This is a genomic window from Allobosea sp. Leaf344 (assembly GCF_001426225.1).
GTDB lineage: Bacteria > Pseudomonadota > Alphaproteobacteria > Rhizobiales > Beijerinckiaceae > Allobosea.
In genome coordinates, this window is record NZ_LMRT01000014.1 from 701,950 (window position 1) to 717,733 (window position 15,784).

The following is a 15,784-nucleotide window of genomic DNA, read 5'->3' on the forward strand; positions in this document are numbered from 1 at the left end:
CGGGGCGTTCGGCTTCAGCTCGTCGGCGGCAGTGTCGGTCATCGGCTTTTCCGTCTCGTCGTCCGGGTGCCGTTCAGGCGAACAGGCTCTCGGCCTTGCGAAGGGCTTCGACCAGCCTATCCACTTCCTCGAGCGTGTTGTAGAGGCCGAAGGAGGCGCGACAGGTCGATGTCACTCCATATCGGGCCAGAAGCGGCATAGCGCAATGGGTGCCAGCCCTTACGGCGACGCCGGACCGATCGATCACGGTCGCGACATCATGCGCATGCGCCCCCTTCATCTCGAAGGCGATGATCGCGCCCTTCTCCTCGGCCTTGCCGAAGATCCGGATCGAGTTCATCTCGCCGAGCCGCTGCATGGCGTAGTCGCGCAAGGACGCCTCATGGGCGGCGATCCGGTCGCGGCCCAGCGCCATCATGTAGTCGAGCCCGGCGCCCAGCCCGACCGCCTCGATGATCGCCGGCGTACCGGCCTCGAAGCGATGCGGCGGGTCGTTATAGGTCACCGTGTCTTCGCTGACCGTGACGATCATCTCGCCGCCGCCCTCATAGGGCGGCAGGACCTCCAGCCATTCGCGCTTGCCCCAGAGCACGCCCGATCCGGTGGGCCCATAGGTTTTGTGGCCGGTGAAGCAGAAGAAGTCGCAGCCCAGCGCCTGCACGTCGACCGGCAGATGCACGGCGCTCTGGCTGCCGTCGACGACGAGCGGGATCTTGTAGCTCTGGCAGATCCGGGCGATCTCGGCGATCGGCAGGATCGTGCCGATGGCGTTCGACATATGCGTGAGCGACACCACCTTGGTGCGCGGCGAGATCAGCTTCTCGAATTCCTCGAGCAGGAAATTGCCGTCCTCGTCGACCGGCGCCCAGCGGATGACGGCGCCATGCGCCTCCCGCCAGTAATGCCAGGGCACGATGTTGGAATGATGCTCGAGGATGGAGAGGATGATCTCGTCACCCTCCTGGATCTTGAGATGGCGCCCGAGCGAGGAGGCGACCGTGTTCAGCGCCCCGGTCGAGGAGCGCGTGAAGACGATCTCCTCGATATGCGCGGCGTTGAGGAATGTCCGGGCGCTTTCGCGCGCGCCCTCATAGGCCTCGGTCGAGGCGTTGGCGAGGTAGTGCAGCCCGCGATGGACATTGGCGTAATCCTCGCGCATCAGCCGCGTCATCGCCTCGATCACCGCCTCCGGCTTTTGCGCGGACGCGGCATTGTCGAGATAGACCAGCGGCTTGCCATAGACCGAGCGCGACAAGATCGGGAAATCCCGGCGCACGGCCGCGACGTCATAGGGCATTGCCGCGGGCGCGCCGTCCGTCATCGTCATTCCCTTTTTCCCGCCTCGCGCGGCTCGTCGACAAGAGCGCCGGCATGGCCCCAATCCGAGCGCTCGATCTCCTGGATCACGATATGCGTCGTCTCCGGGTTCTTGCCGAGGACGCGCACCAGCGTCGCGGTGAACTCCTTGACGATCTCGGCCTTCTGCTCGCGCGAGGCGCCCTTCGTGATCTGGAGATTGACATAGGGCATCAGCCGGCTTCTCCCACCGACACGGTGTCGCGGCGGCCCTGCAGCCAGCGCTCGATCTCGGCCATCACCAGCTCGCGCAGCGTCTCGTCCTGCACGAACTCCACCGCCTCGCCGGCGAAGGCCTGCAGCACCAGCGCCTCGGCCTGCTGCCGCGGCAGGCCGCGGGCCATCAGATAGAACAGCTGATCGGCATCCATCTGCGCAACGGTGGCGCCATGGCCGCAGACCACGTCGTCGGCGAAGATCTCGAGCTCCGGCTTGTTGAACATCGTTGCGCCGTCGTTCAGCAGCAGCGTGTTGCTCTTCATGCCGCCATCGGTCTTCTGCGCGTATTGCCGCACGATCACCTTGCCTTGGAAGACGCCGGTGCCCTCCCCGCCGATGATCGTCTTGAACAATTCGCGGCTGGTGCCATGCGGCACGGCATGGTCCATGACCAGCGTCACATCGGTGTGCTCGGTGCGATCGATCAGGTTGACGCCGCGCAGCCCGATCTCGCTGTGCTCGCCGGCATAGCGCACGAAATGCTGCTGGCGCAGCGTCGCCGCGTCGCAGGCCAGCGCGAAACTGTCGAATTTCGCCTGGGCGCCGACGGTCGCCAGCAGGCTCAGCACCTGCACGCTCTGCTCGGCCTGGCGGGTGACCAGGCGCAGATGCTGCACCTCGCTGCCATCGCCCGTCTCGAAGATCAGCGCGCCGTTGATCTGCGCCGCCTTCGCTCCCAGGCTTTCGCTGATCTCGACGATCGTCGCCTTGGCATGGGCGCCCACCAGCACCACCGAACGGTGGAAGAAGGCCGCCTCGGCCTCGCCGCTGGAGAGCGAGACGATCGCGATCGGCTCGGCGAGGTCGACCCCGTCGGCGATCTCGATGAAGACGCCGTCGCGCATCAGCGCCGTGTTCAGCATCAGCCCGGCATCGCCCTCGGCGACCACCGGCCCGGTCAGGATGCGCGGCAGGTCGCTGCGGGCCGAGACCAGCGCCTCGGTCAGCGGCTGGATGACGATCCCCGCCGGCAATTCGGCCAGAGTCGATAGGGCCGGCGCGAAATTGCCGTCGACCAGCACCAGCCGGACCCCGGGCAGGTTCAGCTCGGCGAGCCGGGCGCGCGCCGCGGCGTTGTCGGCGGCGGGCCGGGCCAGCGGCTTGGCCTCGCGCAGCAGGCCGCGCAGATCGGTATAGCGCCAGGCTTCGAGCCGGCGATTGGGCAGGCCCTTGGCCTCGAAGCCGGCGAAGGCGGCCTCGCGCAGCCGGCGGACCGAGGGAGCGCCCGGCAGCTCCGCCTTCACATTGGCGAACTGCTCGACCAGCTGCTGTTCGGCAGCGGTCCTGAGCGGCGTGACGATGGCCATCAGGCGGCCTCCGCATAGGCGGCGTAGCCGTTCTTCTCGAGCTCGAGCGCCAGTTCCTTGCCGCCCGTCTTCACGATCCGCCCCCGCGACATGACATGCACGGTATCGGGCACGATATGGTCGAGCAGGCGCTGGTAATGCGTGATCACCAGGAAGCCGCGGCTCTTGTCGCGCAGCGCGTTGACGCCCTCGGAGACGATGCGCAGCGCGTCGATGTCGAGGCCGGAATCGGTCTCGTCCAGGATGCACATGGACGGCGCCAGCAGCGCCATCTGCAAAATTTCCATCCGCTTCTTCTCGCCGCCGGAGAAGCCGACATTGAGCGGCCGGCGCAGCATGTCCTTGGCGATCCCGAGCCGGTCGGCCGCGGCGTTGACGCGCTTGATGAAGTCCGGCGTCAGCAGCTCGGCCTCGCCGCGCGCCTTGCGCTGGGCGTTCATCGCCGCCTTCAGGAAGGTCATGGTGGCGACGCCCGGGATTTCCAGCGGATACTGGAAGGCCAGGAAGATGCCGGCGGCGGCGCGCTGATCGGCCTCCATCTCCAGCACGTTCTCGCCATTGAGCAGGATCTCGCCGTCCAGGACCTCGTAATCCTCCTTGCCGGCGATGACATAGCTCAGCGTCGACTTGCCGGAGCCGTTCGGCCCCATGATCGCGGCGACCTCGCCATCGTTCACGGTGAGGTTGAGGCCATTGAGGATCTGCTTGTCCTCATCGGCGATCTTGACGACGAGATTGCGAATTTCGAGCATGGTTTGGTTCTTTCGTGAGCCCTCACCCTGAGAAGCGCCTGCGCGTCTCGAAGGGTGCTTCCAGTGCGACCCCCATCCGTCCCGCGGATGGGGGCTGGTTCAAATCAGCCGACCGAGCCTTCCAGCGAGATCGTGATCAGCTTCTGCGCCTCGACGGCGAATTCCATCGGCAGCTGCTGCAGCACTTCCTTGACGAAGCCGTTGACGATCAGCGCCACCGCCTCTTCCTCGGACAGGCCGCGCTGTTGGCAATAGAACAGCTGGTCCTCGCCGATCTTCGAGGTCGTCGCCTCATGCTCGAAGATCGCCGAGCCGGTCTTGGCCTCGATATAGGGGACCGTATGCGCACCGCATTGGTCGCCGATCAGCAGCGAGTCGCAATTGGTGAAGTTGCGGGCGCCGGTCGCCTTGCGATGGGCGGAGACCATGCCGCGATAGGTCGAGTCGGATTTGCCCGCCGCGATGCCCTTGGCGATGATCTTGGAGGTGGTGTTGCGGCCGAGATGGATCATCTTCGTGCCGGAATCGACCTGCTGCGCACCGTTCGACACCGCGATCGAGTAGAACTCGCCGCGCGAACCGTCGCCGCGCAGGATGCAGGACGGGTATTTCCAGGTGATCGCCGAGCCGGTCTCGACCTGCGTCCAGGAGATCTTCGAGTTCCGCCCGCGGCAATCGCCGCGCTTGGTGACGAAATTATAGATGCCGCCCTTGCCCTCGGCATCGCCGGGGTACCAGTTCTGCACGGTCGAATATTTGATCTCGGCATCGTCGAGCGCGATCAGCTCGACCACCGCGGCGTGCAGCTGGTTCTCGTCGCGCTTCGGGGCCGTGCAGCCCTCGAGATAGCTGACATAGGAGCCTTCATCCGCGATGATCAGCGTGCGCTCGAACTGCCCGGTATTCTGCTCGTTGATGCGGAAATAGGTGGAGAGCTCCATCGGGCAGCGGACGCCCTTCGGGATGTAGACGAATGAGCCGTCGGTGAAGACGGCGCAGTTCAGCGTCGCGAAATAATTGTCGGTCACCGGCACCACGGTGGCGAGATATTTCCTGACCAGCTCCGGATGCTCGTGGATGGCGTCCGAGATCGAGCAGAAGATCACGCCGGCCTCGGCCAGCTCCTTCTTGAAAGTGGTCACGACCGAGACCGAATCGAACACCGCATCGACCGCGACGCGGTTCTCCGGAGCCACGCCGGCCAAGATCTCCTGCTCGCGCAGCGGGATGCCGAGCTTCTTGTAGGTCTCGAGAATCGCGGGATCGACCTCGTCCAGCGATTTGGGCGAGCCGCCGCTCTTGGGCGCGGCGTAATAATAGATGTCCTGATAGTCGATCGGCGGATAGTTGACCCGCGCCCAGTTCGGCTCGGTCATGGTCTTCCAGCGGCGGAAGGCGTCGAGCCGCCATTCCAGCATCCAGTCCGGCTCGTTCTTGCGGGCCGAGATGTAGCGAACCGTGTCCTCGGTCAGCCCCTTGGCCGGCTTCTCCATCTCGATATCGGTGACGAAGCCGTATTTGTACTCGGTCACGTCGATCGACTTGACCTGATCGATGGTCTCCTGGACCGCTGCCATCTGCCTACTCTCCAGTCGCGGGTTCAAGGCCCGCCGGTGTGTCTACGTCTCGTTGGGTTATCCGGTTCAGGCTGCCGCCCGGGCCGTCCCCCCTGTCGCGCCGGCCGCCGCTTTCGCATAGGCCGCCAGAACCCGTTCGATGTCTTCCCCCGAGGTGGTCCAGCCGAGGCTCGCGCGCAAGGCCCCTCTGCTCATGGCAGGGTCGATTCCCATGGCGTCCAGCACATGCGAGCGCCTGACCTTGCCGGATGAGCAGGCCGAGCCGGAGGACAGCGCGATCCCCGCGAGGTCGAGCTTGATCAGCACCGTCTCGGCGCTCAGCCCCGGCGTCGCGAAGGCGCTGGTGTTCGGCAGGCGCGGAGCGCCCTCGCCGAACACGACCGTGCCCGGCGCCACGCTCTTCAGCCCCGCCTCGAGCCGATCCCGCAAGGGCCGCAGGCGCTGCGTCTCCTGAGACAAGGCTTGGCCCGCCATCTCGGCGGCGACGCCCATGCCGACGATCCCCGGCACGTTCTCCGTGCCCGCGCGCCAGCCGCGCTCCTGGCCGCCGCCGCGCAGCAGCCGGTCGGCGAGCTCGAGCGCGCCGCTGCGCAGGATGACGGCGCCGACGCCCTTGGGGCCGCCGAACTTATGCGCGGACAGCGTCAGCGCGTCGATGCCGAGCGCCGTGATGTCGATCGCAATCTTGCCGGCGGCCTGGACGGCGTCGCTATGGACCAGCGCCCCGAACCGCCGCGCCAGCGCCACGACCGCGGCGAGCGGCTGGATCACGCCGGTCTCGTTATTGGCCAGATGCAGCGAGACCAGGGCCCGGGCGCCCGGCGCCTCGCGCTGCAGCCTCGTCAGCCTGGCCTCGAGCCAGTCGAGCCGGACCAGGCCGTCGCCATCGACCGGGATCGCCTCGGCCGCGGAAGCTGCGAAACGATGGCCTTCGCGAACGCAGGCATGTTCGGTGGCCCCGTGCAGCAGCAGGCTCGACGGCACGCGCACGCAGTCGCGCCCGCCATCGCAATCCATCAGCGCAGGCGACAGGATCATGGCGTTCGCCTCGGTCCCGCCGCTGGTGAACACCACCTCGCCAGCCCGCGCGCCGACCAGCGCCGCGACCCGCTCTCGCGCCTGTTCGATCGCGGCCCGCGCCGCACGACCCTCGCCATGCACGGAGGAGGCGTTGCCGGGCAGATCGGTCAGGGCGCGCGCCATCGCCTGCGCGACCTCGGGACGAACCGGGGTCGTGGCATTATGGTCGAGATAGGCGCGCGCAGCAGCCATGGCTTGGATCTGAGGCTCCGGTCCGTTCATGCCAGGGCGGCCAGGCAGGAAAAGCTTGAAATTGCTCCCCTGCGCCGTGCTATAGCCCGCCCTCCGAGCCATCGCGGCCGGGAGCCGACAGCGCCAGATGTGCAGGCGGCGTCACTGTTCCCGGTCCGTTCACGGCTGTTAGAACTATTCTAAGCGCTTGATGTAGGGCGCGAGCGGCGGGGCCGTCAAGGGCGAGCGGGCAAACGCGATGGCGATTTCGCGCCATTTTGCCTCTCGTCGCGGCCCAGCCTCAGCAAAAGGCGACCAGACGATGCCAGAGGTGATCTTCAACGGGCCCGCAGGCCGGATCGAGGGGCGCTACCAGCCCGCCAAGAAGCGCGGCGCGCCGCTGGCGATCATCCTGCATCCCCACCCGCAATTCGGCGGGACGATGAACAACCAGATCGTCTACAACCTGTTCTATACGTTCGTGAATCGCGGCTTCTCGGCGTTGCGCTTCAATTTTCGCGGGGTCGGCCGCAGCCAGGGTCATTTCGACCATGGCGCGGGTGAGCTGTCCGATGCCGCGGCGGCGCTGGACTGGATGCAGGCGCTCAACCCCGAGGCCAAGAGCTGCTGGATCACCGGCGTCTCCTTCGGCGCCTGGATCGGCATGCAGCTGCTGATGCGCCGCCCCGAGATCGAGGGTTTCCTGTCGGTGGCGGCGATGGCCAACCGCTATGATTTCTCCTTCCTGGCGCCCTGCCCCTCCTCGGGCCTGTTCGTGCACGGCTCGGAGGATCGCGTCGCCCCGGTCAAGGAGGTGATGGCGGTGATCGAGAAGGTGAAGACCCAGAAGGGCATCCAGATCGAGCACACCGTGGTCGAGGGCGCGAACCATTTCTTCGACGGCAAGGTCGATGTGCTGATGAGCCAGGTCGGCGCCTATCTCGACCGCATGGTCGGCCCCGAAACCCTGAAATCCGAGCAGGAGCAGGTCTGAGCCGCCGGCCCAGCCCTGCCTGCCGGGGCGCCGTACCCTGCGGCGTCGCCGGCGAGCTCCAGCGCCCTCCTGCGCGATCGGGCCTCGCCCGGCGCGCCGAGCGAGGGACCCGAGAGACGAACGAGCCAAGCCATGACCGCCTTCAAATCCGACTTCCTGCGCGTGCTCGACGAGCGTGGCCTGATCCATCAGGTCGCCGATCCCGAGGGGCTCGATGCGCTCTGCCGCCAGGGCGTGCAGACCGCCTATGTCGGCTATGACGCCACGGCGACCTCGATCCATATCGGCAATCTGATCACCGTCACCCTGCTCTACTGGTTCCAGGAGACCGGGCACCGGCCGATCACGCTGATGGGCGGCGGCACCTCCATGGTCGGCGATCCCTCCTTCCGCGACGAGCAGCGCAAGCTGCTCTCGGTCGAGGAGATCGCGGCCAATATCGAGAGCATCAAGCGGGTCTTCGGCCGGATCCTGCGCTATGGCGACGGCCCCACCGATGCGCTGATGGTCAACAACGCCGATTGGCTGCTGAAGCTGAACTATGTCGAGTTCCTGCGCGATGTCGGCCGGCACTTCTCGGTCAACCGCATGCTCTCCTTCGATTCGGTGAAGCTGCGGCTGGACCGCGACCAGTCGCTGTCCTTCCTCGAATTCAACTACATGATCATGCAGGGCTACGACTTCGTCGAGCTCAACCGGCGCTATGGCTGCCGGCTGCAGATGGGCGGCTCCGATCAATGGGGCAACATCATCAACGGCGTCGATCTCTCGCACCGCATGGGCGGGCCGCAGCTCTATGCGGTGACGACGCCGCTGCTGACCACGGCCTCCGGCCAGAAGATGGGGAAGACCGCCAATGGCGCGGTCTGGCTGAACGGCGACGTCTTCAGCCCCTATGATTTCTGGCAATATTTCCGCAACACCGAGGACGCCGATGTCGGCCGCTTCCTGAAGGTGTTCACCCGGATGCCGCTCGCTGAGATCGCGAAGCTCGCCGCGCTCGGCGGCGCCGAGATCAACGAGGCCAAGAAGATCCTGGCGACCGAGATCACCGCCATCGTCCATGGCCGCGCGGCGGCCGAGGCTGCGGCGGAGACCGCCCGCAAGACCTTCGAGGACGGGGCGATGGCCGAGGATCTGCCGAGCATCGGCCTGCCGCGCGCGGAGCTCTCCGGGCTCGGCGTGCTCACCGCCTTCGTCAAGGCCGGGCTCGTGCCGTCGACCGGCGAGGCGCGCCGCCAGGTCAAGGCGGGCGGCCTGCGGGTCAACGACGTCGCCGTCGCCGATGAGCGCGCGCTGCTCGGCGAGGCCGATCTGACGAAGGAGGGCGTGATCAAGCTCTCCTTCGGCAAGAAGAAGCACGTGCTGCTGCGCCCGGAATAAGGCTGCCGGGCCGGAGCGCGCATCGCTCGCGCCCGGGCACCCGGCTCGGCGTCAGCGCTGCGGCGTCGGCTGGATCGGCCGCTGATTGGGCGAGCCGCCGAGCGGATCGACGAAACGGCGCAGAATGCCGGGCGCGATCGCCGAGAGCGGGTTGACCGACATGGTCGGCGCGCTGGCGGCGCCGGTGATGCGGAAATTCATCGCGAACAACCCGCCATATTGGCTGCCCCCGCCGAGCAGCCCGCCCAAAATCGGCACCTGGGCGAAAGCGTTGTTGAAGGCGTAGCTCGGGACGAAAGTGCCGCCGATATCGACCTTGTCGCGCCCGTAATCGACGGTGCCGCGCAGGGTGAAGCCGATCTGCCGGCCCCAGATCACCATGTCCGAGACGTCGAGCCGGCTGGCGGAACGGGTGAATTCGGCGCGGAGCTTGGTGAACTCGGCCTCGTCGGCGCTCACGCCCGCGACCGGGCCCGGCACGCCGACGCGATCCCCGGAGGGCAGCGGCGTCAGGGTGGGTTGCGTCCCCAGCACGCGGCGCAGCGCCGGCTCGTCGCGCACCACGAAATTCCGGAACAGCAGCTCGCCGCTCTGGCGCGCATCGCCCGGCCCGAGATTCAGGATCAGATCGCCGCCATGGGCGCGGCGGTAGAGATCGAAGAAGCGCAGCAGCGAGCCGCCATTCTCCGACTGCACCACCAGCGCGCCCCCGCCCTCGCCCTGCCGCCCCTGGCGCGCCACCACATCGGCGCGGCCGATGCGCCCCTGGAAGGTCAGGGCCCTGATGTCGCCGCCGCGCCGCGAGAGCTTCAGATTGGCGTTGCTGATCGTCTCGTTGTTGAACCCCGTGACGATCGGCACGTCGAGATCGATGTCGAGATCGGCGCCCGGCTCCGCCGGCTTCGCGCCGGCCGCGGCCGGTCCCGAGGCCGCCTGAAGGTCCCGCACGAAGGGGCGCGCATCCATCACCGCGCCGCGAATCGTGACCTTGCGCAGATTGCCGTCGCGCTGGACGTCGACCTTGAGATTATCGCCGGGCGACACCCGGAACTGCGAGAAGCGCGCGGATTCGAACGCGTTCTGCCGGTCGAGCTCGACCCGCCCCTTCAGCGCGGTCGTGCCGATGTCGAGGCTGAAATCCTCGAGCCGCGGCCCGCCTTCCGACTGGGCCCAGGAGAAGCTGACCTTGCCGGGCTTGCCGGCCGCCTTGCTGAGCCCGGGGATCGGCCCCTCCAGCGCCGCCTTGGCGAGGTCGAGATCGACATGGGCGGGAGCCTCGCCGCCCTTGCCCATCGCCTTGGCCACGCGCAGCTGGACGACGCCGTTGATGCCGGCTTCCGGCCCCAGCCCGCGCTTCTGCCGCGCCGCATTGTCGAGCGCCATGGTCAGCACGGCCTCGCCCTGGCCGTTGCGGTTCTGCCGGACCTCGATCTGCCCCTTCTCGCCGCCGATCCGCGCCTCGCCCTTCAGCGCCAGTCCGGCGCGGTCATAGCTCACCGTGAGATTGCCCTGGTCCAGCCGCTCCTGGCCGAGCAGCGTGTCGGCGGCGAGGTTGCTCAGCGCGCCCGTGCTCTGCACCACCACCTCCTCGGGCTGGACCTCGTCGGCGAGCGGCAGCTTGATTACCGTGCGGAGGTCCGAGGCGCCCTTGTACAGCGCCGGATCGAGCGTCGCCGGGGCGAAGCCGCGCAGCGCCGGGAACTGGAACAGACTCGCCAGCGCCGCGACCGGACCCGTCGAGCGGAAGGCGATTCGCGCCGGAGGGCGCGGCAGCCAGGTGTTGGGGATCTCGAAGCTGCCTTCCGACAGCGCCAGCCTGCGGCCGTTTCCGAGCTCGGCCTGCGCGCTCTCGATCGCCAGCTGGACCGTCCGCCCGGTGGCGCGGCCGGTGACCCTGCCCTCGACCAGCAGCGGCAGGCCGGGACCCGGGGCATAGACGACGTCGCGCCCGGTGACGGAGACGGCGAGCGCGGCGTCCGGCATGCCGGCGCCTTCCATCAGCCGCGCATGATCCTCGGCCGAGAGATCGAGCTCGACGGTGACGCGCTCGGCGCGGCCGGATTTCAGCTGCCTGGACAGCTCGCTGTGCAGATCGGGCGATGACCAGCGCGGCCAGGCCGCCAGCGCCGCCCGCACATCGGTATCGACCGCCTGGATGGTCAGCCGCTGGGAGGGCGAGGGCCCGATCTTCTGCAGCACCCCGGTCATGCCGGCATCGAGGCCCGGCCCCTTCAGCGCGAGCCGGTCGATCCGGATCTCGTTGCTGCGCGGGTCGAGCAGCAGATTGCTCTCGAGCCCGGTGACCTGGACCGGGGGATCGCCCTCGACTCCGGCGATCTGCCCGCTGCCGTCGATCTGCAGGCGCCAGGCGCCCTGCTCTTCGCGCAGCGTGCCCTGGCCCGACAGATTGAGCCCGCCGGCGGCGATTCTGCCGCTCGTCATCCGCAGCAGGCTCAGATCATTTTCGGCCGAGACCTCGAAGGCCGCGGAATCGATGGTCAGCGTCTCCAGCGGACCGCCGGGAAAGGCGATCTCGCCCGCCGCGATCTGGATCGAGGCGGCGATGCTGCGCTGGCCGTCCGCCTTCTGGACGAGCGTGGCGCGCCCCTTGATCGGCAGGCCCTTCAGCGAGACCGTGCCGCTGCCCATGGCGAGGGCGACGATTTCGGAGGGCTCGAAGCGAACGATCTCGATCTCGGCGCGCTGCGTCCCCGCCTCGTCCGCCGAGAGATCGATGATCAGCTCCTTCCAGCGCGGGCCGGTGCGGCCCTGCATGGTCAGCCGCGTGACGCGCGCCGATTGCCTGGAGAGGCTGATGCCGACATCCTCGAAACCAGCGCGCTGGCGGCCGTCTGGATCGACCAGCGTCAGCCGTGCGCCCTGCATGCCGGCGGTTTCGAGCGAGCCGAGCAGCCCCTCCCCCTGGGCCAGCGAGGCGACCGCGCCCATCAGCCCGGTGAAGGCGTTCCATTGCGCGGCATCCGGCAGCGTCGAGGGCGGGCGGATCTCGGCGGGGGCCGAATCGGCATTGACGACGAGCGCGCCTTCGCGCGTCACCCCGAGCCGCACATTGACGCCGCGCAGATCGACAGAGACCAGCCTGATCTCGCCGCGCAGCAGCGCCAGCGGATCATAGCCCAGCGTCGCCTCGGGCGCGCGGATGCTGGCACCGCTGCGATGCCTGAACAGCACCTGCCGGATCTGCAGCTGCGAGCGCCCGTCGATGCGGCGCAGTTCCGCCGTCCCGGCCTCGACCGTCCAGCCCTCGCCCAGCCGCGATTCCATCGCCCTTGTGATCCTGTCCTCCAGGCCGGGCAAAGGCACGAAGCCGGTGAGCAGCAGCGTGCCGGCGGCACCGGCCAAAGTCAGGACGGCGACGCAGATGGCGACGGCCATGGTAAGCAGCCCGGCCTTGGCCCGCTTCGCGACCACGGCCTCGCAAGCCTCCGGCGCGTCTGCATCGACACTGGCTGCGACGGTCGCGGCGGGGTTGGGCTCCTGGGTCCGCAAGTTCGTCCTATTGTCCGCTCATGGCAGAAACATCATCGGCGCGCGTCCGGCAGGAGCAGAGCGGGCGTTCCTGCGAATCGCCAGCCCGTGCCGAACACGACGCTAGAGCTTCGGCAGCCGTGCTGCCATCGGCTCCAGCCGCCGCATCCAACGCCTTCGTCGAGACGGCTGTTCCGGTCTTCCCAAGGGGAACGCGCGCACCATATCACCATCGCCACCGCTTGCACGATGCCGGTGCGCTTATGGAGCCGGACGCTCTTGCAAGGCGAAGGCGACGAAAGGAAGGCAGATCATGGTGCTTAAAGAAGGCGATTTGGCGCCCGATTTCACGCTCGCCCGCGATGGTGGCGGCTCGCTCTCCCTCGCCGCGCTCAAAGGGCGGCTGGTGGTGCTCTACGCCTATCCCAAGGACGACACCCCCGGCTGCACCAAGGAGGCCATCGCCTTCAACGCGCTGCGCCGGGATTTCGAGGCCGTCGGCGCCGAGATCATCGGCATCTCGCCGGATCCGGTGAAGAGCCATGACCGCTTCAAAGCCAAGCACGGCCTCGACTTCCCGCTGGTCGCGGACGAGACCCAAGAGGTGCTGCAGGCCTATGGGCTCTGGGTCGAGAAGAGCATGTATGGCCGCAGCTATATGGGGGTTGAGCGCACGACCTTCCTGATCGACCGCGACGGCCGCATCGCGCGGATCTGGCCGAAGGTGAAGGTGCCGGGCCATGCCGAGGAGGTGCTCGCGGCGGCCCGCGCCCTGCCGGCCTAGGCCATTCGAAAGATTCCGGTTTTTTCGGCCGAGGGCGGCGCGATCTCCCGGATTTGGCCGCCGGATTTGCGAAGGGTTAACCTTAACCGTCTCTAGTGGCTGGCATCGGCAGCGTTCAATCCGGTCCCAGCCTATGAAGCGTACCTCCTCGCCTGCGTCCACCCTCCCGGTCTCCGGGTTGGTCACACGGAAGACCTATGCGGTGGGGCGCGCCACCGCGCTCTTCGGCCTCGCCTGGCTGGCGACCACAACGGCCGGATGCGGCGGTGCGATCTGGTACGTGCTGAGCAAGGACGATCTCGCCGCCCGGCTGATCGCCCGCGAGACCTCGCGGCAATACGCCTATGAGGATCGCATCGCCTCGCTGCGCGCCGATATCGACAGGCTCGCGAGCAAGGCGCTGCTCGAACAGGATACCGTGGAATCGCGGGTCGACGAGCTGGCCACCCGCCAGGCGGAGCTGGAATCCCGGCATTCCCTGGTCGCCGCCCTCACCGACACCTTGCAGAGCGGCGGGCTGATGCCGGCCGCCAAACCGGCCATGCGGGTGCGGTCGATCAAGCCGGAAGAGCCGGTGCGCGCCTCCGGCGTCACCAGCTTCGCGCCGATCATGCCGACCAAGCCGACGCCCGCGCCCGATACCCCGCCTTTGCGCGGCGCCGAAGGCGGCCGCCCGGCGCCCTGGCAGTCCGGCGAGGCGGCGCCGGCGCCCGCCCCCGCCCAGCGCGTCGCCGCGGTGCTCGACAGGCTGGAGACGGCGATCGCCACGACCTCGGCCGAGCAGATCGAGACGCTCAAGGAGATGGACCAGAGCCTCGCCGCCTCGCAGAAGCATCTGCGCGCCGCGCTGGCCGAGACCGGGCTCGACATCAACCACATCAACCCCGTCGCGAGCGCTGGCGGGACCGGCGGGCCCTTCGTGCCGTTCAAGGTCGATCCCTCGGCCGGCCCGTTCGAGGCCTCCCTCAGCGCGCTGCAGCCGCGCATCGCCGCGGTGTTCCGCCTGCGCAGCCTGTCGGAGCAATTGCCGCTGGCCCGGCCCATGGCCGGAGAGGCCGATTTCACCTCGAATTTCGGCTACCGCGTCGATCCCTTCACCCGCGCGCCGGCGATGCATACCGGCGTCGATTTCCGCGGCGAGACCGGGGCGCCGATCCGCGCCACCGCGCCCGGCAAGGTCGTCACCGCCGAATATTCCGGCGGCTACGGCAATATGGTCGAGATCGAGCATGCCAATGGCATCACCACCCGCTACGCCCATATGTCGGCGATGCAGGTCAGCGTCGGCCAGATGGTGAAGACCGGGCAGCAGCTCGGCCGCGTCGGTTCGACGGGCCGCTCGACCGGGCCGCATCTGCATTACGAGACCCGCATCGACGACGAGCCGGTCGATCCCACGCGCTTCCTGCGGGCCGGCGCGAAGCTCGCCCCGGCCGGCTGATCCGGAAATTTGTGCCGGGCGCCGCCGCCCGGCGCGCCTCAGTCGATATCCTCGACCTCGACTTCCGTGCCGTAGACCCGCTGCGCCAGCGACGCCTCCATGAAGGGGTCGAGCGCGCCGTCCAGCACCTCCGACGGATCGGTCGAGCTGACGCCCGTCCTCAGATCCTTCACAAGCTGATAGGGCTGGAGCACATAGGAGCGGATCTGGTGGCCCCAGCCGATATCGGTCTTGGAGGCCTGCTCGGCATTCGCCTTCTCCTCGCGCTTCTTCAGCTCGATCTCGTAGAGGCGGGCGCGCAGCATGTCCCAGGCCTTGGCCCGGTTCTTGTGCTGGGAGCGCTCCTGCTGGCAGGTGACCGCGATCCCGGTCGGGATATGCGTGATCCGCACCGCCGAATCGGTGGTGTTGATGTGCTGCCCGCCGGCGCCCTGCGCGCGGTAGGTATCGATGCGGCAATCCGATTCCTTGACGTCGATGACGATCCGATCGTCGACGACCGGATAGATCCAGACCGAGGCGAAGGAGGTCTGCCGCCGCGCATTGGAATCGAAGGGCGAAATCCGGACCAGCCGGTGCACGCCCGATTCCGTCTTGAGCCAGCCATAGGCGTTATGGCCCTTGAAGACGAGCGTCGCCGATTTGATGCCGGCGGTGTCGCCATCCTGATAGTCCAGCGTCTCGACCTTGAACTTCCGCCTTTCGCCCCAGCGCCTGTACATGCGCAGCAGCATCTCGGCCCAGTCCTGGCTCTCGGTGCCGCCGGCTCCGGGATGGATTTCGAGATAGGTGTCGAGCTGGTCGGCCTCGCCCGAGAGCAGGGTCTCGACCTGCAGCCGCGCCGCCTCGACCTCGACCGCCTTGATCGCGGCCTCGCCCTCGCGGATCGAGGCCTCGTCCTCCTCCATCTCGCCGAGCTCGATCAGCGTCATCGCATCGTCGAGATCGCGCTCGAGCTTGCCGATGCCGTTGATCTGCTCTTCCAGGGAGGTGCGCTCGCGCATCAGCTTCTGCGCGGCGTCGGCGTCGTTCCAGAAATCGGGGCCCTCCGAGAGGGCGTTCAGTTCGGCGAGACGGCGCTGTGCGACATCCCAGTCAAAGATGCCTCCTCAGCAGTCCGATCGACTGCTTGGCGTTGTCGAGCTGGGTCTGGATTTCAGGACGCATGGTCTGGCACGGTCTTTCTGCAAAACGCGGGTGAGGCGCCGCTGAGATAGGGGCGAATCCCCGC

Annotated in this window: 12 protein-coding genes; 4 read left to right on the forward strand and 8 right to left on the reverse strand. The window is 67.8% G+C overall.

What is annotated here, in order from left to right; genetic code table 11:
* Positions 1-73: 73 nt before the first annotated feature.
* The 6 genes from ASG72_RS15225 to ASG72_RS15250 form a co-directional block, all read right to left on the reverse strand.
* Positions 74-1,327: a cysteine desulfurase gene (locus tag ASG72_RS15225; protein ID WP_244488822.1), complete on the reverse strand. Its 1,254-nt coding sequence runs from the start codon at positions 1,325-1,327 to the stop codon at positions 74-76.
* A complete protein-coding gene (locus tag ASG72_RS15230) occupies positions 1,324-1,530 on the reverse strand; it encodes a 4-oxalocrotonate tautomerase family protein (RefSeq protein ID WP_056713663.1) in 207 nt (68 codons plus the stop codon). The genes ASG72_RS15225 and ASG72_RS15230 overlap by 4 nt, the downstream gene beginning before the upstream one ends.
* Positions 1,530-2,882: a Fe-S cluster assembly protein SufD gene (gene sufD / locus ASG72_RS15235; RefSeq protein WP_056713665.1), complete on the reverse strand. Its 1,353-nt coding sequence runs from the start codon at positions 2,880-2,882 to the stop codon at positions 1,530-1,532. Before sufD ends, ASG72_RS15230 begins: the two co-directional genes overlap by 1 nt.
* On the reverse strand, positions 2,882-3,634 hold the full coding sequence (gene sufC, locus ASG72_RS15240) for a Fe-S cluster assembly ATPase SufC (protein WP_056713666.1): 753 nt from the start codon (positions 3,632-3,634) through the stop codon (positions 2,882-2,884). The genes sufD and sufC overlap by 1 nt, the downstream gene beginning before the upstream one ends.
* A 104-nt stretch (positions 3,635-3,738) precedes the next feature.
* Positions 3,739-5,211 (reverse strand): Fe-S cluster assembly protein SufB, encoded by a 1,473-nt coding sequence (sufB, locus tag ASG72_RS15245; RefSeq protein WP_056713668.1) that lies wholly within the window; start codon positions 5,209-5,211, stop codon positions 3,739-3,741.
* 66 nt (positions 5,212-5,277) lie between these two features.
* Entirely contained in the window at positions 5,278-6,483 is a 1,206-nt protein-coding gene (locus tag ASG72_RS15250) for a cysteine desulfurase family protein (RefSeq protein ID WP_056713670.1), read from the reverse strand.
* A 301-nt stretch (positions 6,484-6,784) separates the two neighbouring features.
* Between ASG72_RS15250 and ASG72_RS15255 the strand changes: the two genes are divergently transcribed.
* Together ASG72_RS15255 and tyrS are read left to right on the forward strand one after the other, a co-directional pair.
* A complete protein-coding gene (locus tag ASG72_RS15255; protein WP_056713672.1) occupies positions 6,785-7,456 on the forward strand; it encodes an alpha/beta hydrolase in 672 nt (223 codons plus the stop codon).
* Positions 7,457-7,588: 132 nt separating this feature from the next.
* A complete protein-coding gene (gene tyrS, locus ASG72_RS15260; RefSeq protein WP_056713673.1) occupies positions 7,589-8,839 on the forward strand; it encodes a tyrosine--tRNA ligase in 1,251 nt (416 codons plus the stop codon).
* Between the two features lie 51 nt (positions 8,840-8,890).
* Here tyrS and ASG72_RS15265 read toward each other — a convergent pair whose 3' ends face one another.
* Positions 8,891-12,349: a hypothetical protein gene (locus tag ASG72_RS15265; protein WP_056713675.1), complete on the reverse strand. Its 3,459-nt coding sequence runs from the start codon at positions 12,347-12,349 to the stop codon at positions 8,891-8,893.
* 292 nt (positions 12,350-12,641) lie between these two features.
* On the opposite strand from ASG72_RS15265, the gene ASG72_RS15270 reads away from it, so the two are divergent.
* Complete coding sequence (locus tag ASG72_RS15270) at positions 12,642-13,112, forward strand: peroxiredoxin (protein WP_056713678.1); 471 nt, start codon at positions 12,642-12,644, stop codon at positions 13,110-13,112.
* Positions 13,113-13,290: 178 nt separating this feature from the next.
* A complete protein-coding gene (locus tag ASG72_RS15275; protein ID WP_056713681.1) occupies positions 13,291-14,553 on the forward strand; it encodes a M23 family metallopeptidase in 1,263 nt (420 codons plus the stop codon).
* A gap of 38 nt (positions 14,554-14,591) precedes the next feature.
* Here ASG72_RS15275 and prfB read toward each other — a convergent pair.
* Positions 14,592-15,720 (reverse strand): peptide chain release factor 2 gene (gene prfB / locus ASG72_RS15280; RefSeq protein ID WP_156395989.1). Its coding sequence is split into 2 segments (ribosomal slippage): positions 14,592-15,650 and positions 15,652-15,720, totalling 1,128 coding nucleotides; the frame shifts between segments, so codons are not numbered across the junction.
* Positions 15,721-15,784 lie beyond the last annotated feature (64 nt).

What these genes read in the sequence shown, in the direction of transcription:
- ASG72_RS15225 (WP_244488822.1), bottom strand. Translation starts at nt 1,327, where the DNA reads ATGACGATGACGGACGGCGCGCCCGCGGCAATGCCCTATGACGTCGCG.
- ASG72_RS15230 (WP_056713663.1), bottom strand. Translation starts at nt 1,530, where the DNA reads ATGCCCTATGTCAATCTCCAGATCACGAAGGGCGCCTCGCGCGAGCAG.
- sufD (WP_056713665.1), bottom strand. Translation starts at nt 2,882, where the DNA reads ATGGCCATCGTCACGCCGCTCAGGACCGCTGCCGAACAGCAGCTGGTC.
- sufC (WP_056713666.1), bottom strand. Translation starts at nt 3,634, where the DNA reads ATGCTCGAAATTCGCAATCTCGTCGTCAAGATCGCCGATGAGGACAAG.
- sufB (WP_056713668.1), bottom strand. Translation starts at nt 5,211, where the DNA reads ATGGCAGCGGTCCAGGAGACCATCGATCAGGTCAAGTCGATCGACGTG.
- ASG72_RS15250 (WP_056713670.1), bottom strand. Translation starts at nt 6,483, where the DNA reads ATGGCTGCTGCGCGCGCCTATCTCGACCATAATGCCACGACCCCGGTT.
- ASG72_RS15255 (WP_056713672.1), top strand. Translation starts at nt 6,785, where the DNA reads ATGCCAGAGGTGATCTTCAACGGGCCCGCAGGCCGGATCGAGGGGCGC.
- tyrS (WP_056713673.1), top strand. Translation starts at nt 7,589, where the DNA reads ATGACCGCCTTCAAATCCGACTTCCTGCGCGTGCTCGACGAGCGTGGC.
- ASG72_RS15270 (WP_056713678.1), top strand. Translation starts at nt 12,642, where the DNA reads ATGGTGCTTAAAGAAGGCGATTTGGCGCCCGATTTCACGCTCGCCCGC.